Origin of the sequence: Gilvimarinus chinensis DSM 19667, assembly GCF_000377745.1 — a bacterium.
Classification (GTDB): domain Bacteria; phylum Pseudomonadota; class Gammaproteobacteria; order Pseudomonadales; family Cellvibrionaceae; genus Gilvimarinus; species Gilvimarinus chinensis.
In genome coordinates, this window is record NZ_KB898714.1 from 67,284 (window position 1) to 88,652 (window position 21,369).

20 protein-coding genes are annotated in these 21,369 nt (G+C 47.6%); 12 read left to right on the top strand and 8 right to left on the bottom strand.

The window, feature by feature from the left end; translation table 11 throughout:
• Positions 1-3 precede the first annotated feature (3 nt).
• Positions 4-936, top strand: a complete 933-nt coding sequence (ylqF, locus tag D568_RS0117440) for a ribosome biogenesis GTPase YlqF (protein WP_020210895.1) — start codon at positions 4-6, stop codon at positions 934-936.
• 50 nt (positions 937-986) lie between these two features.
• Positions 987-1,736 carry an exonuclease/endonuclease/phosphatase family protein gene (locus D568_RS0117445; RefSeq protein ID WP_020210896.1) on the top strand — a complete coding sequence of 250 codons (750 nt, stop codon included), beginning with the start codon at positions 987-989 and terminating at the stop codon, positions 1,734-1,736.
• 52 nt (positions 1,737-1,788) lie between these two features.
• Here D568_RS0117445 and D568_RS20630 read toward each other — a convergent pair whose 3' ends face one another.
• From D568_RS20630 to D568_RS0117460, 3 genes are read right to left on the bottom strand one after another with little or no spacing between them, the layout of a single operon-like run.
• Positions 1,789-4,119 carry a PqiB family protein gene (locus tag D568_RS20630; RefSeq protein ID WP_020210897.1) on the bottom strand — a complete coding sequence of 777 codons (2,331 nt, stop codon included), beginning with the start codon at positions 4,117-4,119 and terminating at the stop codon, positions 1,789-1,791.
• On the bottom strand, positions 4,112-4,729 hold the full coding sequence (locus tag D568_RS0117455; RefSeq protein ID WP_020210898.1) for a paraquat-inducible protein A: 618 nt from the start codon (positions 4,727-4,729) through the stop codon (positions 4,112-4,114). Before D568_RS0117455 ends, D568_RS20630 begins: the two co-directional genes overlap by 8 nt.
• Positions 4,716-5,192, bottom strand: a complete 477-nt coding sequence (locus D568_RS0117460) for a paraquat-inducible protein A (RefSeq protein ID WP_211211721.1) — start codon at positions 5,190-5,192, stop codon at positions 4,716-4,718. Before D568_RS0117460 ends, D568_RS0117455 begins: the two co-directional genes overlap by 14 nt.
• Positions 5,193-5,589: 397 nt before the next feature.
• Here D568_RS0117460 and D568_RS0117465 point away from each other — a divergent pair, with 397 nt between their 5' ends.
• From D568_RS0117465 to D568_RS22295, 4 genes are all read left to right on the top strand, one after another.
• Entirely contained in the window at positions 5,590-6,087 is a 498-nt protein-coding gene (locus D568_RS0117465) for a hypothetical protein (protein ID WP_020210900.1), read from the top strand.
• Positions 6,088-6,306: 219 nt separating this feature from the next.
• Positions 6,307-8,226, top strand: a complete 1,920-nt coding sequence (locus tag D568_RS0117470) for a methyl-accepting chemotaxis protein (protein ID WP_020210901.1) — start codon at positions 6,307-6,309, stop codon at positions 8,224-8,226.
• Between the two features lie 1,207 nt (positions 8,227-9,433).
• Positions 9,434-11,323, top strand: coding sequence for a putative bifunctional diguanylate cyclase/phosphodiesterase (locus D568_RS0117480; protein WP_026287130.1), 1,890 nt, complete (start codon positions 9,434-9,436; stop codon positions 11,321-11,323).
• Between the two features lie 375 nt (positions 11,324-11,698).
• Positions 11,699-12,025: a tyrosine-type recombinase/integrase gene (locus D568_RS22295; protein WP_083915399.1), complete on the top strand. Its 327-nt coding sequence runs from the start codon at positions 11,699-11,701 to the stop codon at positions 12,023-12,025.
• Positions 12,026-12,041: 16 nt separating this feature from the next.
• Here the strand turns inward: D568_RS22295 and D568_RS0117485 are convergent, their stop codons facing one another.
• Complete coding sequence (locus D568_RS0117485) at positions 12,042-12,383, bottom strand: hypothetical protein (RefSeq protein WP_020210904.1); 342 nt, start codon at positions 12,381-12,383, stop codon at positions 12,042-12,044.
• A 539-nt stretch (positions 12,384-12,922) separates the two neighbouring features.
• On the opposite strand from D568_RS0117485, the gene D568_RS0117500 reads away from it, so the two are divergent.
• From D568_RS0117500 to D568_RS0117510, 3 genes are all read left to right on the top strand, one after another.
• Positions 12,923-14,119, top strand: coding sequence for a tetratricopeptide repeat protein (locus D568_RS0117500; RefSeq protein ID WP_157497979.1), 1,197 nt, complete (start codon positions 12,923-12,925; stop codon positions 14,117-14,119).
• A gap of 222 nt (positions 14,120-14,341) precedes the next feature.
• Complete coding sequence (locus D568_RS0117505) at positions 14,342-15,007, top strand: hypothetical protein (RefSeq protein WP_020210908.1); 666 nt, start codon at positions 14,342-14,344, stop codon at positions 15,005-15,007.
• Between the two features lie 252 nt (positions 15,008-15,259).
• Positions 15,260-15,655: a hypothetical protein gene (locus D568_RS0117510; RefSeq protein ID WP_157497981.1), complete on the top strand. Its 396-nt coding sequence runs from the start codon at positions 15,260-15,262 to the stop codon at positions 15,653-15,655.
• Between the two features lie 8 nt (positions 15,656-15,663).
• Here the strand turns inward: D568_RS0117510 and D568_RS0117515 are convergent, their stop codons facing one another.
• From D568_RS0117515 to D568_RS0117525, 3 genes are all read right to left on the bottom strand, one after another.
• Positions 15,664-15,945: a hypothetical protein gene (locus D568_RS0117515; RefSeq protein ID WP_020210910.1), complete on the bottom strand. Its 282-nt coding sequence runs from the start codon at positions 15,943-15,945 to the stop codon at positions 15,664-15,666.
• Positions 15,946-16,094: 149 nt separating this feature from the next.
• A complete protein-coding gene (locus D568_RS0117520) occupies positions 16,095-16,607 on the bottom strand; it encodes a GNAT family protein (RefSeq protein WP_020210911.1) in 513 nt (170 codons plus the stop codon).
• Positions 16,608-16,877: a type II toxin-antitoxin system TacA family antitoxin gene (locus tag D568_RS0117525; RefSeq protein ID WP_020210912.1), complete on the bottom strand. Its 270-nt coding sequence runs from the start codon at positions 16,875-16,877 to the stop codon at positions 16,608-16,610.
• A gap of 82 nt (positions 16,878-16,959) precedes the next feature.
• On the opposite strand from D568_RS0117525, the gene topA reads away from it, so the two are divergent.
• Positions 16,960-18,915 (top strand): type I DNA topoisomerase, encoded by a 1,956-nt coding sequence (topA, locus tag D568_RS0117530; RefSeq protein WP_020210913.1) that lies wholly within the window; start codon positions 16,960-16,962, stop codon positions 18,913-18,915.
• 123 nt (positions 18,916-19,038) lie between these two features.
• Here the strand turns inward: topA and D568_RS0117535 are convergent, their stop codons facing one another.
• A complete protein-coding gene (locus D568_RS0117535) occupies positions 19,039-20,001 on the bottom strand; it encodes an integron integrase (RefSeq protein WP_040517129.1) in 963 nt (320 codons plus the stop codon).
• Between the two features lie 373 nt (positions 20,002-20,374).
• Between D568_RS0117535 and D568_RS0117540 the strand changes: the two genes are divergently transcribed.
• On the top strand, positions 20,375-20,950 hold the full coding sequence (locus D568_RS0117540) for a hypothetical protein (protein ID WP_020210915.1): 576 nt from the start codon (positions 20,375-20,377) through the stop codon (positions 20,948-20,950).
• Positions 20,951-21,132: 182 nt separating this feature from the next.
• Positions 21,133-21,369, top strand: a 237-nt coding sequence (locus D568_RS21860) for a transposase (protein ID WP_020210916.1), incomplete at its 3' end; no start/stop codon positions are given.

Genomic DNA, 21,369 nt, shown 5'->3' on the forward strand with positions numbered 1-21,369 from the left:
CTCATGACACTGCAGTGGTACCCAGGGCATATGCACAAAGCGCAAAAAGAAATGCGTGAAGTATTGCCCAAAGTCGACTTAGTTATTGAGGTGCTGGACGCGCGCATCCCCTTTAGCAGTGAAAACCCGCTGATTGCCGGTTTGCGAGGTGAGAAGCCCGTGGTTAAGGTGCTGACCAAATCTGACCTTGCAGACTCTGACAATATCGCTCTATGGCAAGCGTATCTGGATGAGCAAAAGCAAACGAAAACTCTTGCTGTCAGTACTCAAGAGCCCGCCAAAATTCATACTTTACCAGAGCTGTGCCGCAAGCTGGCACCCGAGAAAACGCGCGGCTTAAAAAAGCTTAAAGCGATGATTCTGGGTATTCCCAATGTCGGTAAATCCACCCTGATCAATACCCTGGCAGGGCGGGCCGTGGCAAAAACCGGTAACGAACCAGCCGTTACCAAGCGCCAGCAAACCATTGAGATAGACGAGCATTTTGTTCTTCTGGATACACCGGGCATACTCTGGCCTAAGCAAGAAGTGCGTAATTGCAGCTACCGCTTAGCGTTTACCGGTGCCATAAAAGATACCGCACTGGATTATGTCGATGTGGCCTTCTTTGGTGCCGATTACCTGCGCAAAGTGTATCCGCAGGCCATTATGCAGCGCTACGACTTAACCGAATTACCCGACTCGGAGCTGGAAGTATTGGAAGCGATTGCCGCCAAACGGGGCTGCTTGGGCGCCGGAGGCCGTGCCGATCTAAATAAGGTGTCGCAATTATTCGTCAATGATTTTCGCAGCGGCAACCTGGGGCCCATCAGTCTCGAAACACCAGCCATGGTGGCCGCAGAGGTCATCGAAGCCAAAGAGCTGGCCGAGCGTAAAGCCGAGCAAAAAGAGAAAGACAAAGCAGCACGACGCAAGCGGCGGCGTAAAAATAGTTAATGTCCGTTAGCTGTGTTGCGATTGACTCTCGAGTTTAAAGCAGCAACTTTATGAAAATAATCACATGGAACTGTGCAGGGGCCTTTCGTAAAAAGTATCATGTCTTAGACGGGTTTGATGCCGACATTCTGGTGATTCAGGAATGTGAAAACCCCGCATTGTCTACACAAGAGTATCTCCATTGGGCCGGTGATTATTTATGGATAGGCCAGACACGGCATAAAGGGCTGGGAATTTTCGCTAAAAAGAGTCATCGACTTCAACCTCTTGATTGGAGTGGTAGTTTTTCTATTCCTTTTCTTGCATCGCAATTGTCTGCGAAAACGTGGCATACCGAAGACCTGCAGAGCTTTCTTCCCGTCATGGTGGACGAAGATTTGACATTGTTGGGTGTTTGGACAAAGCAAGCAGGGTCGGACACCTTCGGCTATATTGGGCAGTTGTGGAAGTATTTGATGATTCACTTGCAAGATCTGCCTTTTCGTCGTGGTGTGATAGCAGGTGATCTCAACAGCAACGTAATTTGGGATCGATCAGATCGTTGGTGGAATCATTCTGACGTGCTGGCGTTGCTGAGGCAAAAGGGGTATTCATCGGTATACCATAGTTGCTTTGCGGAGCTTGCCGGGCAGGAGAGCCAGCCTACTTACTATATGCATCGAAATAAAGAAAAGGGCTATCACATAGATTACTGCTTTTTAACTGACGACCTGCTGAGCACAGCAAGCTATGTGGATGGCAGTGCTATTGATTGGCTGGCACTTAGCGATCATATTCCTCAAATTATTAGAATTGATTAGTAAATTCATTGGCACTAAAGCTATTGAGCTTTAATGCCAACATTTTACTATTCTAATCACTCTTAGTTGAGCGCAACGGAATCTCCGGTGCCCATTTATGCCACTCTTCTTTTGGTGCATCGTGCAGAGCAAAAACCTGGCCGTCACTGATTCGCTCACCGGGTAAGTCCGGTGTTGCCAGCGCAATACCGCCTGCCAGCAGAGATTGCACCGACCCCGTACGCAGGTTGGCGCCCGAAAACCAGCCAAAATCAAACGCGATTCCGGTGGCATTCCAAAAGACGGTATTGCTGCGAACCAGGGGTGCGTAATCCGGGTAAATGTGCAGGTAAATATTTACATGCTGGGCGTTGGGCGCCAGTTCAAAACCCGTCACTTCACCCACGGGAATTTCACGGTAGAAAACCGAACGGCCCTCTTTGATAGAGGCGAGTGAGGGCGCCTGTAAGGTGAGTGAGAGGCCGTTTTCGCTCAGGTAGTCGTCTGGCGGAATTTCGCGGCCGGTAAATTCATAACTCATTTCGCTACTGTTTCCGGGCTCGATCGCAATATACTGGCCGAAGACAATGGTGCCCAGATTACTCACACCTTTAAGGCTAATGTCGGGTTTGACTCGCCAAAATTCCGTACCTTGTACAATCAGTGATTGCGCCTCGGGCAGCAGGCGAATGTAGGCGGTTACGCCGGGTTCGGGATGGTTAATGGTAATGTCTTCTACCTCACCAATAGCGACGCCCAAGTAACGTAGTTCGGCACCTTTTTTTAGGCTGTCACTGTCCTTAAAGCTGACTTTTACGACCGGGCCTTTGTCTTTTGCGTCTTCAAGGGACGTGTGCAGAATAAATCGATTTTGGTTTTGTGCTGCCGGTGCTTCGGCGGTGGTCTCGGGTAAGTACAAACCAATCCCTCCGCGTAAAATACTGGAAAGTGATTCGGTATTGATGTCTACACCGTTAAAGTCGGCGCTGATACTCACGCCGCTATTTTGATAAAAGCGTGCATTCTGTGTGATCAATGGCGCAAATTTGGGGGCGATATGAACGTCCATAATGACTTTGCTTTGATCATCGTTCAGGCGGTAGTCCACCACCTTGCCGATACTGACGTTGCGGTAATAGACCTCACTGGATCGGGTGATTCCTTCCAGCCCTTCGGCGGTCAGTTCAATGTACAGGCCGTCTTTGTCTTTGCGGGGGGCAGGGGGTTCTTGCAGGGCAATAAATTCACGCACTTGAGTGCCGCCCTCACTGGTAAATTCCATTTCTACGTGCGAGCCCGTCAGGAGGGTAGACAACCCCGAAATACGCGACAGAGAAATGGTCGGTGTGGCCAGCCAAAATTCGGTGGTTTCATTCAGTAATACATCGGCCAGCGGGTTGATGCTGGCTTTTGCATTAATGGCCGAGTAATCGTCTTTCATTTTCAGGGTTTTCAGTTTGCCAACGGTTAGCCCTTTGTAGCGAATTTCCGTGTGGTTGGCTTTAAGCCCCTCGGCGGTATTAAATTGAATATCAATTTCTATACCGGTATCGGCTTCGGCGTAGCTGGAATAAATTTTAAATACTTGGTTCTCAAGCACCGGTTCGCCAGGCTTTGTGCCGTCGGGTTCGGCAAACGATAAGCCCCCTAGAATAATAGAGGTCAGCGAATCAGTGTTTACGTTTATGCTGTTCAAATCCCCCGAGATAGATACGCCGCTGGTGTTCCAAAATCGCGAGTTACTGTTGAGCAGATGAGCGTATTCGGCATCAATGTGGGCTTTAAAAATAACGCTGCGGTTATCTTCACTTAATGAGTAGTCCACCACTTTCCCCACCGGCAGTTTGCGATAGTGAATGGGAGAGCCCGCATGCAGTGAGCCTAGGTTGGGAGCGGACAGACGAATTTCCAAATCCCCAGGGGTAAGCTCGGGTGGTGGGGACTCTTCCAGTGCTTTGAAAACATAGCGGGCATTGGGGCTTTGCCCAGGGCGCATGGCGATATAATTACCCGACACCAGTGTGTCTAACCCCTGCACACCGCCTAATGACAGTTCGGGCTTAACTAACCAGAATTGCGTATCTTCACGCAGGGCTGTTTCGGCTTGTTTGCTCAGCTCAATTTGTGCCGCAACGCTTTGTAAGTCCGGGTGTACGTCAAGATCGGTAACCGTGCCAATTTGTATGCCTTTGTAGCGCACTTCGGTTTTACCTGCTTCCACCCCTTCACCGGTGGGAAAGGTAATCACAATGCTCACACCCGCTTCAGTGAAATGTTTGTAAGTGAGCCATGCACCGAGTACAACTGCAAACAAAGGCAGCAACCATACGGCGGATACGCCACGTTTTTTGTCTACGCTGCTAAGGGGAAGGGCGTCGTCAAAGTGGTTGTTGTCGTTACTCATGTGTTTCTTTGTCCTGTAAATCCCAAATAAGGCGGGGGTCAAAGCTTTCGGCGGCCAGCAGTGTGAGTACTACCACGGCACCAAAGGCGGTGGCGCCAATGTTGGCCTCAATGTTGGCTAGCTTGCCAAAACTGACTAGGGTGACCAGAATCGCAATCACAAAAAGATCCAGCATGGACCAACGGCCAATTAAATCAATAAAGCGGTACATGCGTGTTGCCTGGGTAGAATTCACCGGCTTGCCGCGCTTCACCGTCAGCAATAAATAGATAATGCCCACCAGTTTAAAAACGGGCACGGCAATACTGGCGATAAAAACCACAACAGCAATGGGCAGCATGTCGTTTTTGGCCAGATCGATTACCCCGGCCATAATCGTGCTGGGAATGGTTTTATCAATCTGTATCACCGTCATAATGGGGTAGAAATTGGCCGGAATAAACGCTACCAGTGCACTAATGGTGAAGGCCCAGGCGCGAGACAGTGCGTAGGGGTCGCGCAGATGAACCGGGCCATGACAGCGCGGGCATAGCTGCGTGTGGCTGCTGCTAACCCGTGCAAGCTTGCCGCAGGTATGGCACAGGGCAAGGCGTTTATCAATCGCCCGCATGCTGGTGCTCCGTCAAATCCCAGAATCGGTCGGTGTTGAACTGGCCCATAGTAAGGCCGAGCAGCACCAGTAAACATAAAAAACAGACAAACCCCATCGATATTTCAAAACTGCCCATATCCATCAGTTTTACCATAGAAACAATCACTGCCAGCAAATACACATCCAGCATGACCCAGGGGGCGATGCGATGGTATAGCTTTAGGCCCAGCTGCACCCAGTAGCGCCGAACCCCTAAAAACCAAGCGCTACAGGTGCCAAAGACAACGACCAGTAAAAACACCGGCGCAACGGCTGTGCACAGTAGAACCAAGGCACCTACCCATATAAAGCCCATATCCATCAGCTGCCCGGCCCCCCCTATTAAGGTGTAGGTGTTGGGCGCTCCTACAAGCCCAAAGCTCATCTGTGGGTACACATGGGCTGGGATGGCAACAATAAGCCCGGCCAGTGCCAATGCCATTGGTATGCTCACGTTTAAGGGCGCTGCGCTTGGTAGGTGCGCACCGCAACGTGGGCAGCTTGGGCGCTTTTGTTTTGGAGACACCTTGATAAGCAGGTCGCAATCTTTGCAGGCGCAAGTTACGTCGCCAATGGGGGCTGGATGGGCAGGCGTCATATACGTGAGGGGTAATTCCTTTATCGCGGCCGAGAATGAATAGAACGGTCAAATTGACCAACTTAACCCGTAAAAACTACGTTGTTACGCTTTAAAAGACAAGTGCGCCACCCTTTGATTTTAAAAAAACACTTTACCCTCACAATGGCTGTGTATGTGCCGACTGAATAGAGCATAGATTCAGCCCAGATTCAGCCCGGCGACGCTAACCTGAACGCAATAGTCTTAAGTGAGGCGTGTTATGAAAAAGGTGAAGCTTTCTTTCTTACTGATCGGGTTGGTGACGCTGGCGAGTTGCGATGAAGACTATCACGATGAGCCACCGCCGCCGCAGGCACTGACGGACTTTGTTTTAATTGATAGTTATGGAGTTGATAGTGGGTATTCACCCAACGCACCTTTAGCGATTGACCCCTTTGTGGGGGCGGGAGTTTTTGAGGTTTTCTGGCGGGCCAGGTTTTCCCGCTACTACCGCTTTTATTTAAGTGTGAGCGATACGCCTTATTTGTCTGATGCCATTCCCGTATACGAAGTGGGGTGCGGACCTGGTCAGCAATGCGATTTGGAAGGCTATGCTTTATGTCAATACAATCAGGACTTTACCCTGTTTTGCGAGAATGGGCCTAGTGTCGATATGCTGGACTTACTGTACGAGGTGCCACAAACAGTCTACTTTTTTGCGCAACTGTGTGGAGCTTACGACTGCGATTATCGACGGTTAAACGTGGGCATGTATTAATCAATCGTATTACTTCCACCGGTGACGCTTAGGGTTGGCTTAATTTGGTGCAGTTACAGCGCATTTTTTTCGTAGTGCTCCGTAGTTGAGCGAAATCGTCGCCAATGCTGTTATTCAACAAGCAAAAAAACACGCTATCCTAAATAGTTATTGAAGCTTTCCATACATTGGCCGAAAGCTTGCTCATACGCCCATATTGAATATCTTTTAGGTTAGCGCATGTCTCTTAACAAAAAGTTCACGCTGTGGTTGGTGGTATTAATTCTTCTTCTCACTGCGGTGGCGATGGTGGCTATTTGGTGGCTGGAGTCAAAGCAAGTAAAGCGCAGTGCTGAAGCGCGAGCGCTTGAAATAAGCAGTCAAAGTCTACGTTTATTGACGGTTACAGACTCCATCATGGCCGAACGTGTAAAAAGCAGTATGAGTGTGCTGATGAAGCGCGGTCTGGCATTAGGCCCACCGGCTCTGGGTTTTCCGATCCGTGTGGGTGAGCGGGAGGTGCCACAGCTGTACCTGGGGGAGCTTGAACAAAGTAATAACTACGAGCTGGTGGATGAGCTGACCGACGACATGGGCGGCACGGCCACCTTGTTTGTTCACGATGGCGAAAACTATGTTCGGGTTTCTACCAACGTAAAAAAGGACGGCCAGCGGGCAACCGGTACCATACTCACACCCGGCGGGGCCGCGTATCGGGCTATCGAAGCGGGGCGGGCGTTTTATGGCCAAGTTGATATTCTGGGCTCCCCTTATTTAACCGGTTACGCTCCCATGCAAGACGCCACCGGAGAGGTGATGGGTATCTGGTATGTTGGCTATTCAGCCGATTTATCTGAGCTGGAAAGCAATATAGCTAAGGCGCGTATCCTTGAAGAGGGCTTTGTTGCTGTAGTGGACGATAAAAACCGCGTACGCATGCATTCCGACAGTTACAGCCCGGCAGAGGTTGAGGCGATCCTGGCCAATACAGAGGGTTGGAATATTACCCGCACAGCGTTTGATCCCTGGGGGTACAGCATTATTGCCGCCTACTCGGATAAAGAAGTCACAAGCCTAATATGGCAGGTCACTACAAAAGTTGCGATGGCGGTAGTCTTGGCCGGTGTCCTGGTGACGGTAATGGTGATTTTACTGGCTAACTTTTTAGTGGCCCGGCCTATGGGGCAATTAATAGAAGCCATACGTCGTATTACTCAGGGGGACGGGGATTTAACCGTTCGTCTAAACAGCACCAGTGGTGATGAGTTTGGCAAAGTGGCCGCGGGCTTCGATGAACTGATGGAAAAGTTTCAACTTACTATCAGCGCTGTAGGCGGGTCGTCAGCCCAGCTTTTGGAGTCGGCGCAATCGTTAACCCAAGTGGCAGAAGAGTCCAGTCAATCGGTTGAAGAGCAAACACAGGGGGTTGCGAGGGTTGCCGAGGCCATGGAGCAAATGGTGTTGGCCTCGCAAAACGTTGCCCAAAGTGCCAGTACCGCAGATCAGTTGGCCAAAGATGCCAGCGTACAGGCCAGCGCCGGTCAAAATACTCTGCACGAAACCATAACGGTTATCGAGCAGCTGACTCAAAGCACCTTAGAGTGTGCCGAAGCGGTTAATAACCTCAGCGAACACAGCGTGGCAATTGCCGGGGTGTTGGATGTGATACACGGCATCGCTGAGCAAACCAACCTGCTTGCTCTTAATGCCGCTATTGAAGCGGCACGTGCAGGCGAACACGGTCGAGGCTTTGCGGTAGTCTCCGACGAAGTACGCATGCTGGCCAATCGTACGCAAAACTCGATTGTGGATATTCGCGAGCAGATCGAGCAGTTGCAAACCGGTGCCCAGACTGCAGCCAAGAAAATGACTGAAAACAAAGAACTCGCCACGGGTTTGTCTGAAAAAGCGGTAGAGTCTGGCCAATCGATCGGCGGCACTATGAAGGCGGTGATGGAAATATCAGCACTTAATACCGAAATTGCGGGGGCCTCGGAAGAGCAAAGCCAAGTATCTGACGAAATTAATCAAAACATCGATTCGGTACGCAATAACGCTTTGCGCACCTCAGACCAGGCAGATAAAACACGCAGTGCCAGCGATTCATTGACGGCTTTGGCCAAACAATTACAGCGGCAGCTGGATGAGTATCGGGTGTAAAAAGCGGCCACCGACACCCAAGGCGCGTGGTCGGTCTTGGCCCAGAAACCTTCCCTAAAATCATAGGCGAGCTCTGGCCCGCGCCAATGCTCCGGAGCCTCACTCCAGAATACCTCGACCCTGGCCCAGCCATTGGGCGGTGCCAGGTTTTCATGCGGGTGGCCGTAGTCGAAACTGTCGTAAACGTATATCGCTTACGGACCGGGTCAGCCAATACCGCAGGGGCGTGGGTGTTCAGCGTATCGACGTGATGAACCACCTGCTACGGCACCGCAGACGCCGGGGTGTTGGCGGACAAATCGGCAGTGGTTCCCGCTGCGCAAAGGCCAACAGAAAGAGCGCGCTGAGCTTAGGTTTAGACATAGATACCATTTCTTTTTATCAGATACGCGCTGCTAAATGGCTGCTGGATCAGGATTAAATCGGTGGTGTGGGGCTTTTAAGAAAGTTGTAGTGGGGGGGTGGTTTGTGGTGTGGATGGGTTTCTCGTAACGGCTGAGAGCTCTAATTGGATTGCGGCGGGGGCAAAGTGTTGGTTTTTTTGGGCTTTTATATTTACGCGCGACTCAAAATAATAAGCTGTAGCTTGGGCGCGGAGTTGTTAATTGAGGTCTTCTGGAGACTTGTCGGAGCGGATGAATCATAAAACACTAAAGAGTTTTATGACCCTTCGGGTTCAGTGTGGCCTGCGAAGTGCCGCTCGCATGACTACAATTTTCTATAAATCAAAAACATTCCTACAGCTGGGCAGTGTGCTGTATGTGAAATTTAATGATTTCTAGTGACTTACTGGTAATTTTCTTTGTAATGGTGGTTAGCGCATTGGTGTAGCGTAATACATATCGATATGAAAGGCATATACTTTTTAACTTTCTTATAGTTACAGTCTATATCTGTTCTTGTTCTACCAGGTTGGTCCTGCATTTGACTGTCCTCTGGGCGTCAGGGGGGCAAGTCAAGTCGTTTATAATCAGCAAACTTTATGAAAAGTTAGATTACACTTTCGTCAATACTTGTCTAGCTGCTAGCCACTAAAAAGCAATAACCTGATAAATCTAAACGTTTAAAATCAGTAACCCATTTGACAGTTTATAGATGTCATTTATTCTGTCTACAGTCAGCGTGAGAGTTACTTTTACAATTCTAATAGTAACTGCCCTCAAGTAACTGTAATTTGCATGAATGCCTAAAGGAGTTGTTGGTCACCGTGACTTTCACTAAAGAACTTACAGCGGGTCAACAAGAAATGTTGATGGTGCGAGCACGCAGACGCAATATACTCTGTCAGGCTCTATCCATATTGGGCATTTTTTTTCTTTGTGTTTTTGGAAGTTTATGTTTATTTAATGACTCTTACTTTCTCGGATCTATATTGCTTCTCAGTGCCTTTGTTGGCTTAGTAAACCTTTATATATTAAAGCGTAGTGGTGATGTTGAGCGAAGCGCTAGAGTTCTAAGCTGCATTTTGTTTGTGTTATCAATAAGTTTGCTGATAACAGGAGGGGTGAACAACACAGGCATACTTTGGATATACCCTATCGTTGCCGTCAATCTTTTTATCAATCGCTTCTGGCCCGCTGTCATTGTTTTTGGTGCTTTCAGTGCTTCGAGTATTTTGCTGCTATTTACCCCTCTGAGGGACTATTTAATCGCTAGCTACTCTCTCACAGAAACAATTCGTTTTATAATATCAATGTTAGCATTAAACGCCATTTGTTTGGTCGCCCTGCGTTCTGAAGAGCAAGCCTATCGAACAATTATACAGCTGCATGACGATGATATTCGTCACATGGCTTACTATGACATGCTCACAGGGTTGCCCAATCGCTGGAGCTTCAAAACTAACCTAGAGCGTATGCTTGCGCGAGCAGAAAAGGAAAAGCAACGCATCGCTTTATTGTATGTTGACCTTGATAATTTTAAGCAGGTTAATGACCAGCATGGTCACGAATGCGGTGATCGAGTGTTGCTCAAATTCAGTAGGCAGCTTTGGGAAGAACTCCGTCCTACTGGCCAGCTATTCAGCTTGCAGAAAGAAAGCATCGCTAGATTAGCCGGCGATGAGTTTGTGGTACTTTTATCTGACATGAAAGATCCGCTTGATGCCGGCAATGTCGCAGCACGCATTTTGAGTCTTTTTGACGGGGGGTTTAACGTTGATGATTTGAGTCACATGATTTACGCGAGTATTGGTATCGCTGTGTACCCTGATGATGCTAAGAACCCTTCTGACTTAATCCATCACGCTGATGCGGCAATGTACGATGCCAAACATAATGGTCGTAATTGCTACAGATTTTTCACCCAGGAAATTGCTGAAAAACTTCAGCAAAAACAGGTGATTGAGAAAGGGCTGAGAGCGGCTTTAAGAGATGATCAACTCTCTTTAGTCTACATGCCTATATTTGATTGTAAAGATAACAGAGTTGTAGCGGTTGAAGTGCTGCTTCGATGCCATGCCGCTGAGCTTAAAGGTATTGGCCCTGACCATTTTATTCCGATAGCTGAGACAACCGGTTTAATCAAGGAAATAGACTTGTGGGTTATTGATAAGGCTTTGCAGACACTGGTAAATCTACAGAAAAATCAGAACTTCAAGGGAAAGCTTTGCATCAATATTTCGGGGGTGGAGCTTCACAACGAACGCTTTCCAAACCAGGTGAAAAGCCTTTTAAGCCATCATAATATCTGTGCTGAAAATATCGAGCTTGAAGTCACTGAAACCGCATTTGTTGCCGAAGATCCGCTCTGCTTAGAGATACTAAAAGAGCTGGATGGATTGGGAATGTCCATAGCATTAGATGATTTTGGCACTGGATACACCGCATTCAGTCAGCTAATACACTATCCAGCGGACTGCTTGAAAATTGATCGCTCATTTGTTGGTGATCTTTTCTCAGAGCGGGAGGCGCGTAATAAAATGGTAATGATTATTCAGAATTTGGCTAAGCTCTACGATCTTCGCGTCATTGCCGAAGGTGTTGAAACTGAAGAGCAACTAAACTACTTAAAAGACAGCGGCTGCGATTGGGTGCAAGGCTACTATCTATCGCGACCCCTGTCTTTGAGTGATTTAATCAAGTTATTGGAAGCCTAACTGGTCATATAATATGCTGCGTGTGAGGGCCCGGCATAATGAATAGATGTCGTCTAATCCTGATAAGGAAAAGGTGGCAGACTTATTTTTAGAGCAGGATTATGCGTTAGCTGATAGCGAAAAAAGTAAGGCGTGAAACGTCGCTAGTACTTTTTGACGGCGTCAGCAGGCCTGTTAGGTACACAATTCACGGCTAGAATGTCTCGCCTCCAAATAAGCCTTAATGGTTAACGTGGAGCTAGCAGAGATTGCTAGGTCGGGTGAACCACACAATATTAAAGTGCTTTATGATTCCTCGGGCCCAGTGTGGCCCGCGAAACGCAGTGGCCTTCGCTTCTCCCGCTTGGTTGCTAGAGTGTCCGATTACTGATCGCAATGGGTGAACCGCAGCCCCGGCGTTATAAGTACCTAAGAGGGTTAGTATTCCCAGTAGGCGGTAAGCTCTTGGCCAACTGTTATTCGGCGTTTCGAACTGCTGTTAATCGCTCCGGCATCAAGTTACCTTCCGGTCAGCTGTCCCACGTATTGCGACATACCTTCGCTACTCATTACATAATAAATGGCGCTGATATATTGGTTTTACAGCGGTTGTTTGGCTATTCAGGTTTGAAGGTCGCAATAATGTGGGCGCACCTATCGCCACTGTGCATGGTGGACGTTCCAAGCCTTACGCCAATGAATGGTAATTTGCTGAATCTTTAAAAACAGTCAGTCTTAACTACAATTTCGTCTCGACTATCCTAACAGCGTCATCAATGGCGTTAATGAATAGTGATTTGGCACCAGACAGCGTCAGCGGAATATTGTAGTTGTCGATGGTCGAGCTCACCTTTCCCCAATCTTGTTGGCTCATGCCTGAGAATAGGCGCATCGAGTAGCAATAGGTTTTGACTTGTATCGAGGGTATATCGTCGCTATTTAAATTCTTTCCCTGGGCGAAGTTTAAACCCCAATCATCGTTAACCTCGTGATTAAAAAGACTGCTTACGTTCTTAAAGAATACGGATTTTGCAGTTTGTTGGACTTGTAAATCTTCCAGATAGCTAATACGCCTTTCCATTGCCCTTTCCTTGTCTGAATCCTGTTTTTTGCTAGCGGTAGGCCTGTTAGTGTTGTTGAATATAGTGCCAAGCGAATAACAGCTTATATCATGGCTATTAAGAAAAAGTTGTTAGAATTTGTTACTGCGGCGGAAGAGCTTGATGGCGGCCTAAAGATGAGTTTAGTCGGCCAGATACAGAGGCGAAGCCTGTGTGACCTAAGAGTCTATAAGTGGGTTAAAGCGGTACAGGAAGGGGGTAGTAATTTATTGGAAAGAAAAAAGCTACAGGTACTAACCTGCCAGCCTTTCTAAATGTGGTAGCTAGAGGTGGGTTTGAACCGCTGACCCCAGCATTGTGAGACCCTTGGAGTAGTCCTTGTTCAATCTCAAATATAATAGAATCAGTGATTTACGTGCATGCTAAGCCACATTAAACTCATTTAAATCTCCAAAAATGGCATTCACCTAGTAGTATTTGTTTGTCACTGATGGCAAAATTCTATTAATTATAATTAAATCAGATGGATCTTGATGTGTGGGCTGCTGGACGGAGTTGAATGTTGCGAATTTTTGCTACTCTAAGATTTAGAGCTATACGTGTCTTAAGGAAAGCTAGACTTAATCTTTCAAATTCTATTTCTTTTCTTTCTTTAGCTGTTGCTTTTTCCGCTTTCTACCTTTCTTACAATGACTCTATTGTCGATAAGCGGGTTGAGGTAGAGCAGCTTAGATATCAAATATTCGATCACATCGGAGGTGGAAATTCGCTCACTCGTTTTAATAATTGCGGAGATAAGGAATCTCTTGAGGCTGCTATTCGAAAAATATCGGCTTTGAAAGCCATAGAGGGCGAGGGTTATAATTATCATACTTTATTGGGTATGTATTACCTTTGCCAAGAATCACCTGAATATTACTTGCGGGCAAAGAGTCACATGTTAACCGCTTTAGGCATGAACCCTGATGATCCGGTTATTCACTCTAGCCTGTCTTATTTATACTCTCTTTTGGGTGAAAGTGAAAAAGCAATTGATTTTGCAGCTAGTCTTTTTGAATTGGCTCCTGTTTCAGACGATACATACTTTGCATTGTCTGCCTCTTACATGAATTCTCAGGATTATTCCTCTGCAATTGATTTTTCAAGTAAGGGGCTTAAAGAGTTCCCCTTCTCCGATAAACTTTATTTGGTTCTATCCCTTTCTCAGTATATGTTGAGCAATATTCAGGAAGCCTCTAATGTTTTGCTAACAGCTAAAGTTTTTAATTCACTTCCTGAGGGTTATTACTGTATAGAGGCCTATGTTCACTTAGATTCAAAAGAGTTTGAATCGGCAAAAGAAAAAATCGAAAATTGTGAATCTAAATATTTTCCAACATTTTATCATGAGCTAAAGGGGGATTATTATTACTTTTACCCGGAAGTCGAGTCTGACTCTCTAGCTTATGAAGCATATTCTCAGTGTGCTGAGGAGAATCCATATAATCTTCGTTGTCAACGTTTTCGAGGTGATATTTTAAGGCGTTTAGGAAGGTATAGAGAGAGTAATGCTGTTTATACTTTTGTTGTTGAAAATACATCTGTTATAGATCATAAGATTGATGCTAATTTTCGCATGGCGGCTAACTTAATTAGATTGAAAGACTACGATAAATTAAAAGATGTGATTACTATGCTCGAAGGATTTAATTCTCAGATGAATTATGAGAAAAAAGAGAGTTTTTTACAGTTGAAGTCGATTGTCGAAAAGCTGTAGTTATTGTCAAGGTTTTAGGAGAAAAAGGGGACAGATTTATTTTTATAAATGCAAGAAAATTTTCTGGTTCAAGTAGTCTCTCTCTAAGGATTCTGAAAGCTTGTGTTGTTCTTTTTTGACTCTTGGGAAGTCTCTGAATCAACAAGATAGTCCGCTTTTCCTATTTTTATGCTTTTCGATTGGTGGGTAAAGAGTTTGCTTATAGTGAGGTGATAGGCAGTTATGAACAAGGAAGTTGGCGAAATATTACGTGTTATTGAAAAGTCTCCGATAAATCGCAGCCAATCACTCTTTTCTGACTTTAAGCATGAAAAGACGTTGCTAATTCTAGGTTCTTTGACCCTTGTTTCGACGGTAGTGCTGTTTACCTTAGGTATGCAGTTCGGGGGCGTTTTGCTGGGTATCGTCTTTGTTTTTATCTTGCTTATCTACTCTCTTATTCAGGTTCTGTATTTTTATGGTATTTTTCGTTCTCCGTTGAATGGTTATGCTGTTAGAGCCGAAAATCGCTTGCAGGCACGAATTCAATTCATTGGTGAGTTGGCGAAATTTCCACCAGAAAGCTTGCTGTTGGTTTCACAATTTTTCGAACGCGACGCTAAGCGAATCAAAGGTAGGCTTCAAACCCTGCTTGGGGCCTTTGAGAAGGCTGGCTTTATTCCTGCGGCCCTAGCTTTATATTTTGCGTCCACAAAAATTGGCTCTGGTGATTCAGCACTCTTTGCTAACGTACTGGTTTCGTTTGTTTTGGGGCTTTATTTGGGCGCGTTTCTGGTGAACAGGGTCGCGGAGTCTTTGTTGTTTAACCTTGAGTGTTTAGGTGAGGCTCGGGAAATTTCTGAGCAAAATTATTCTAGGGAGGGCAAGGGGGCTGTCGATACCTCTTAATAAGCCATAGAGGTATTGCTTTAAAGGTGGCAGAGCGTTGTCCACGAAGCGCAGTGGACAACGCTTCGCTCGTTGCCCATTGCTGGTCGCAATGGGTGAACCGGGGGCGGTTCTGCGCCCAGCCCCGTATCTACATCGATACAAATTAAAAAGCCCCTGTAGGCCGAGCCTACAGGGGCTTTTTAATTTGTATGTGGTAGCTAGGGGCGGACTTGAACCGCCGACCCCAGCAGTTACAGTGTCGGGGCTGTAGTGACCATTATGCTCGTCAAGTTTTCAGTGTACTTCTGGACTTTCCTGTTCGCGGTAGCGTCTTGGCTTGATAACTACTTACTCGCCGCCTGGGGTGGCGTTGTGGGTGGTGATCTCAGCAAATCTATTGTGTTATTCACCGATGGAGGCGAAATGAATATGGCCGTTTCTGCACTCAACTTCATCACACGTTGGCTGCATATTTTACTGCCCGTTATGTTTACTTCGTTGATGGGGGCGGTAGGTATTCAAGGTGCAGGTCTCGCCAAGACAGCAATTGCAGACGGCTCGACGAGTGCAGGAAGCTCAGCAGCAGCTGTACCTGGAATTGGCAAAAATGCCGTAGGTGCTGTTGGGAAAGGTGCTAAAGCTGTGAGAGGGGCGTTTAAAAAGTGAAGTTATTTTTAATCGCCCCCGTGATGGTATTCATTCCAACGAAAATGGTTGTGACCGGGCTTGCCAGGTGCGGGGCCTGCCCCCATTTCGAAGGAAAAGGAACTTTCCGAGGATTCAGGATCTTCATCAGCCTTAAAGGCAACGATAAATGTGACAACCCCAATGAGGAGTGCATGCCCAGCACGTGCGAGGGATCCAATCACGAACCACAGCGCTTTACCCGCCCAGCGAGCAGCGGTCGCGGTTTTCCGTGCGAAATCACGATTTGTGGCAGTGTCTGTGGCTTGCATGGGTAAATCCTCCTAATTGCATGAACATTTTAGCCGGTGGTCAATACGTGTTCAACCAGTGCTGTTTCAGCCTTAGTAAAATTGGCATGTTTAATTAAAAGTCGTAAGTAAAATCAATGAGTTACGTTATTTATCCTAAGTCAGCCTTTTTATATTTGCTCCAGTGTCTTCATAGGAACAAACAATCGCATAGGATCGTCGGTAAATGACTCGAAGAGACCAAAGTGGTGATAGAAGCCTAAAGCGTCTTCGTCCAGAACATCCAAGATTAATCCGTACGCTGGCAACCCAGCTTTGCTCAGCGCCACGGCTTTGCGTAGCGCGTAAACAAGCGTTTTGCTGCCGAGTCCGCGCCCTTTATAGCGGCCATCAACAGCCAATCGAGCCATTAACACCACGGGGATCGGGTATTGCGGCAGACTCTGTTTAATCGGGACTTTCTCTCGAACAACACTGTTGGTAGCCAGGGTGAAATAGGCCGCTATGGGGGATTTTCCAGAAGCGGTCACCTCCGGCAACACATAAGTGCGACTCAATCCAAGTTTCCCATGCTTTTCAGAGAACCTGGACAGGAATGTATTCATATCCGGTTTACCGCAGTCGAACCCCTTGAGGTCATGCAGTGCTTTGCTGGCTGCTACAAAATCCTTGGCAAGAGGCAATCAAAACCCCTCTCTGTCCAGCTTTTCAGCAGCTTCGATGATTTTATTACTCGGCGCTTTAGCCTCTTCACAGGCTTGAACAAAACGATCAAACCGCTCGTTCGTCAGCTGGATTTCACTTTGGGACTTCAGGCGTTCAATAGCGTCGTTGCGGACCAGATTAGCAAGGTAGTCTGTCAGGCTATAGCCGCTGGCCAATGCGGCTCGCTCTGCCAAAACCTTAAGTTCGGCGGGGAAGCGGGCCTCTATTCGTTCTGTCTTCGTTGCCATAAGAAACCTCCACGATTTACTACACCATACCATACGGCAGATTGCCGTACAAAACTCAATTTGCCTCTGCGAGGAAGCACCAATGAATCTCGTCATCGTCGAATCACCCGGTAAAGTCAAAAAGATCAGTCAGATCCTTGGTTCAGGCTGGGAAGTCCAGGCCAGTGTTGGTCATGTTCGGGACCTTCCCGAGAAGGAAATGGGCGTAGAAGCCCCAGAATACCGGCCTCAGTATGTGCCCACCACCAGGGGCAAGGATGTCCTGGCCAAACTCAGAAAGGCCGTACAGCGCGCCGATGAGGTGTATCTGGCAACGGATATGGATCGTGAAGGTGAAGCCATTGCTTGGCATCTGCAGCAGGCTCTCAAACTTAAGGACCCCAAACGGATTGTATTCTCAGAGATTACGGCCAAAGCCATCAAGGCGGCGATCGATAAGCCTGGAAAGATCAATTACCGTCGTGTAGCTGCCCAGGAGGGCCGTCGCGTCCTGGATAGGCTGGTAGGCTACCGTGTGTCACCCAAGCTCGGGGATGTGACTAAGCAACGAGGCCTGTCCGCCGGCAGAGTGCAGTCACCAGCCGTGCGCATCGTTGCTGATCGTGAACGAGCCATTCAAGCCTTTGTCGCCACAGATCACTATGGTGCCCGGTGGGTTCTCGGTGGCTGGTTTGCTGACTGGGACGTCAAACCGTTCCTCCTGAAGGGGCAGGAATACCTCCTCGACCGCTCCCTGGCCGAACGGGTGGCAAAAATCACGGAGGCCTCTGTAATCGCTTGTGAGGAGACTCAGGAGTCCAAGGCACCTCCAGCACCATTCATCACCTCTACGCTGCAGCAAGCGGCCTCCAGCCGCCTCAAGATGAAGCCGAAGGCCACCATGGCCGCCGCTCAGAAGCTTTACGAGCAAGGTCACATCACCTACATGCGGACTGACACACCCAATTTATCAGAGGAGGCGTTTGCGCAGATCCAGGACTACGGCCGAGCGAATGGGTTGCCAGTTGTCGATCGTCAACGCACTTGGAAAGCCAAAGGTGACGCCCAGGAGGCGCACGAAGCCGTCCGGCCGACTTACATTAACCTGGTCGAAGCTGGCGAGACCTCGGATCAACAACAGCTGTATAAGCTGATCTGGCAGCGTACCGTGGCCTCTCAGCTGCAGGAGGCCAAATACGCGGTGCGCACGGTTAAACTCCGTGCCGGCGAGCTGCAGGGTAAGCCCGTCGAGTGTGTGGCCAAGGGCCGTACCGAGCTGTGTATGGGTTGGAAATCGGTCTATGCCGATGATACGTCAGCTTCTAAGCAAGATCCTGAGGAGGCGGCCAATCCGGTACCCGAGCTTCAGGAGGTCCAGCAGGTCAACGTTGCTAAGGGTAAAGTCCTGGACAAGCGTACCAAGCCACCTTCGCGCTTCACGGAGGCACAGCTGATCAAAGAACTGGAGAAACAAGGCATTGGCCGACCATCGACCTACGCCGCGATCCTGGAGAACATCATGTCCCGCGGTTACGTCGCCTATGACTCGGCCGGCAAGTACCTTGTGCCGACCGATACCGGGTACCTGGTGGTGGACTGCCTGGCCGCCAGTCGCTTCAGCTTTATCGAGCTGGATTTCACCAAGTCCATCGAGGCCCAGTTGGATGAGGTCGCCGAAGGCCGCGCCGGCTATAAGGGTGTGATCGCGACTCTGGACGATCGATTGACCGCTGAACTCACCAATATGGATACCGTCAAAGTAGAGGCACCGGCGGGTATGAATCACCCATGCCCGGAGTGCGGGGAGCAGCTGACTCGCCAACCGGGTAAAGCAGGCAAAAAAGCTTGGTGGGGTTGCTCTGGCTACCCTGAGTGCAAAGTGACCCTACCAGACCAGAATGGCAAGCCAGGCAAACCCAAAGAACGTGAAGTGTCTGATACACCTTGCCCGAAGTGCGGTAAGGAGATGGTTCGCCGGAAGAAAGGTGGCAAAACCGGCTATGACTTTTGGGGCTGTAGTGGGTTTCCGAAATGTGATGGTAAATTAGTTTGCAGGTAAGAGAGGTGCCAGTTCAATCAGTGGAATCTGCTTAAAGTCCGCCAAGTAATTTCCTGGCTTTTATATCGGGAGATTGATGTGCGCCCGCTGAAGCGCCACCAGTTTGAACAAGCACCCGATTGTTTAGAATAAGTTATCGACAGGACTACGAGTGCCTGCACGACGCTGGCCAATGACGTGAGTGTATATCTCCGTGGTCCTCAAGTCAGAATGTCCGAGTAATTCCTGTACTGTGCGGATATCGCTACCGTTAATCAGTAAGTTTGTCGCGAATGAGTGCCGAAAAGTATGCGCGGTGACTTGTTTATGGACTCCACTGGCTTTAACGGCTTTGCGTAAGTTTTTGGCAAAGGCTGTTCCGTGTAGATGATGCCGGCAAATATAACCATCATAGGGATGTTGGCAGCGAGTCGTAGAGGGAAACAAGTATTGCCAGGCAAAATCAGTTAACGACTTACCGTATTTTCGGTGCAGGGCCGGAGCAATCGAGGTAGATCCATATCCTTCAGCTAGATCGGTTTGGTGCGTTAGTTGTGCCTGTGCGATCTGTTGTTGAATAGGGGAGATAAGTGCCTCTGGTAGCAACGTATATCGGTCTTTCGCTCCTTTCCCTCTGAAGATGTAGATAGATCGGTTATGAAGATCAATGTCTTTTACACGTAAGGACAGCGCTTCATGAATACGGAAACCACAACCATAGAATAATGCTGTAATAAGCCAATACTTTCCTCTGAGTTGATCTAATATGGCGGATATTTCCGCGGGAGCCAGTACCGTTGGGACATTTTTTGGGGGGTTGGCGAAACCGTACTGCAAGTCTTCAATTTCTCGCTCAATTATGTATCTGTATAAAAAGACAATCGCACAGAGCGCTTGATTCTGAGTCGCAGCACTAACTTTGCGATTAACCGCGAGGTAGCTCAGAAACCTTTCTATTTCTGCGTTCCCCAACACCTCGGGGTGTCGATTATCGTTAAACAAGATGAAGTGACGAATCCAGTAAAGATAGGTCTTTTCTGTGCGTAAGCTGTAGTGGCGAGTACGAAGCTCAGTTCGGACCCGCTCAATGAAGGGTGAGGGTTTCACAGGTAACTCCCATTGTGCTGTATGAATATACAGCTTTAATGGGAAATTGAACAAATTCAAGTGTAGGGTCCTATGAGTAACAAGTTTAGTGGTCTTTGTTTTCCCAGGCTCCCGATTCTAACCCTCTGAAATATATGTATATTTTTTAATTCGTTGAGTGCATAGAAGACCTCGTTGCGGTCTCGTTAAACACGATGGCTTCGTTTCTACAGTGATGGTCAGTAGAAAAAGATGCGCTAACTCCTTGAATTTTATATGATTTCTGACGATAAATGGACGAAAAACTAGCGGGATTTTGTGTTGTATAATCGGAATTCCGTCTAATACACTGTTAGCTTAAGGAGAAGCAAAGATTAATACTGAAAGCGCAATATTGAGTTTGTTGTGGTTACTTACCTTAATTCTTCCATACATCCTCTGGCAGACATCAGTAATTAAAAAATTCAAAAAAGCAGTGCTGTTTATTTCATCACTTTTTTTGCTAATTGCCAGCTCAGCATTAACGTACAGTTTAATAGGTGTGATTAATGCAGCTGAAAGAGCGCAACTTCGGCAGCAGAATGAAGCTAAAGATGTTATTTTGAATATCGCGGATTTGTCTGACAATGAATTTAATTATTACAGTGTAGGTGTCAGCGCTGAGCTTATTGATGACCGAATACGTTACTTTGAGGACGAGTTAAAAAGCCTTGAAGATAAAGCCATTCGGTCTGAAAAATTTATTAGCTGGCTTGAAGTTATAAAAATCTTAGTTTCAGTTTTGGGGTTTGCCGTTGCTGCTAATTTCATTGCCAAAACTGTATCAGAGAATGCCAAAGAAGAAGTTGAATACTCGGTCCATGAAAGGTTCTACGACGAGCTTAACAGGATTGGAGTGACCAACAAGCTGGCAATATTTACGCTTCTGCTGGTCTTGGGGATGCAAATATACACCTTAGTAAAAAGCTAACAAGCAGCGGCAGAGCGACAGCCAACACTACGCACCTTTTGTGTTACTCGCTGTCGCTCAAACATTAACACAAAAGGTGCTCCGCGTTGGCTGCGCCTGCGCTGGGCGTTGAGGCTGTAGAAAAACTCTAAAAACAAGGCGTTTTTTGCTAAAATTGGGGCTTGCCAAAAGGAGAAGCGGCCATGCCCAACTTCCGAAAATATAACTATAACCAAGACAGCATGGTCGTTATCAATTTTGAAGAGCAGCTGCAACCCAATACGTTTGAATATACCCTTCATCGGTTGATCGAAGAGCATATTGATCTGTCAGCATTCTACGACAACTATAAGAACGATGAAGGCGGTCGCAGCGCTTACGATCCAGCCATTCTCCTAAAAATCGTGTTATTCGCTTACTCCAAAGGCATCACGTCCAGC

Coding starts and splice junctions, on each gene's coding strand:
- D568_RS0117500 (WP_157497979.1), top strand. CDS start 12,923: ATGTTGCGAATTTTTGCTACTCTAAGATTTAGAGCTATACGTGTCTTA.
- D568_RS20630 (WP_020210897.1), bottom strand. CDS start 4,119: ATGAGTAACGACAACAACCACTTTGACGACGCCCTTCCCCTTAGCAGC.
- D568_RS0117445 (WP_020210896.1), top strand. CDS start 987: ATGAAAATAATCACATGGAACTGTGCAGGGGCCTTTCGTAAAAAGTAT.
- D568_RS0117485 (WP_020210904.1), bottom strand. CDS start 12,383: ATGGAAAGGCGTATTAGCTATCTGGAAGATTTACAAGTCCAACAAACT.
- D568_RS0117525 (WP_020210912.1), bottom strand. CDS start 16,877: ATGGCAACGAAGACAGAACGAATAGAGGCCCGCTTCCCCGCCGAACTT.
- D568_RS0117455 (WP_020210898.1), bottom strand. CDS start 4,729: ATGCGGGCGATTGATAAACGCCTTGCCCTGTGCCATACCTGCGGCAAG.
- D568_RS0117515 (WP_020210910.1), bottom strand. CDS start 15,945: ATGCAAGCCACAGACACTGCCACAAATCGTGATTTCGCACGGAAAACC.
- D568_RS0117470 (WP_020210901.1), top strand. CDS start 6,307: ATGTCTCTTAACAAAAAGTTCACGCTGTGGTTGGTGGTATTAATTCTT.
- D568_RS22295 (WP_083915399.1), top strand. CDS start 11,699: ATGGGTGAACCGCAGCCCCGGCGTTATAAGTACCTAAGAGGGTTAGTA.
- D568_RS0117465 (WP_020210900.1), top strand. CDS start 5,590: ATGAAAAAGGTGAAGCTTTCTTTCTTACTGATCGGGTTGGTGACGCTG.
- D568_RS0117460 (WP_211211721.1), bottom strand. CDS start 5,192: ATGGCATTGGCACTGGCCGGGCTTATTGTTGCCATCCCAGCCCATGTG.
- ylqF (WP_020210895.1), top strand. CDS start 4: ATGACACTGCAGTGGTACCCAGGGCATATGCACAAAGCGCAAAAAGAA.
- topA (WP_020210913.1), top strand. CDS start 16,960: ATGAATCTCGTCATCGTCGAATCACCCGGTAAAGTCAAAAAGATCAGT.
- D568_RS0117505 (WP_020210908.1), top strand. CDS start 14,342: ATGAACAAGGAAGTTGGCGAAATATTACGTGTTATTGAAAAGTCTCCG.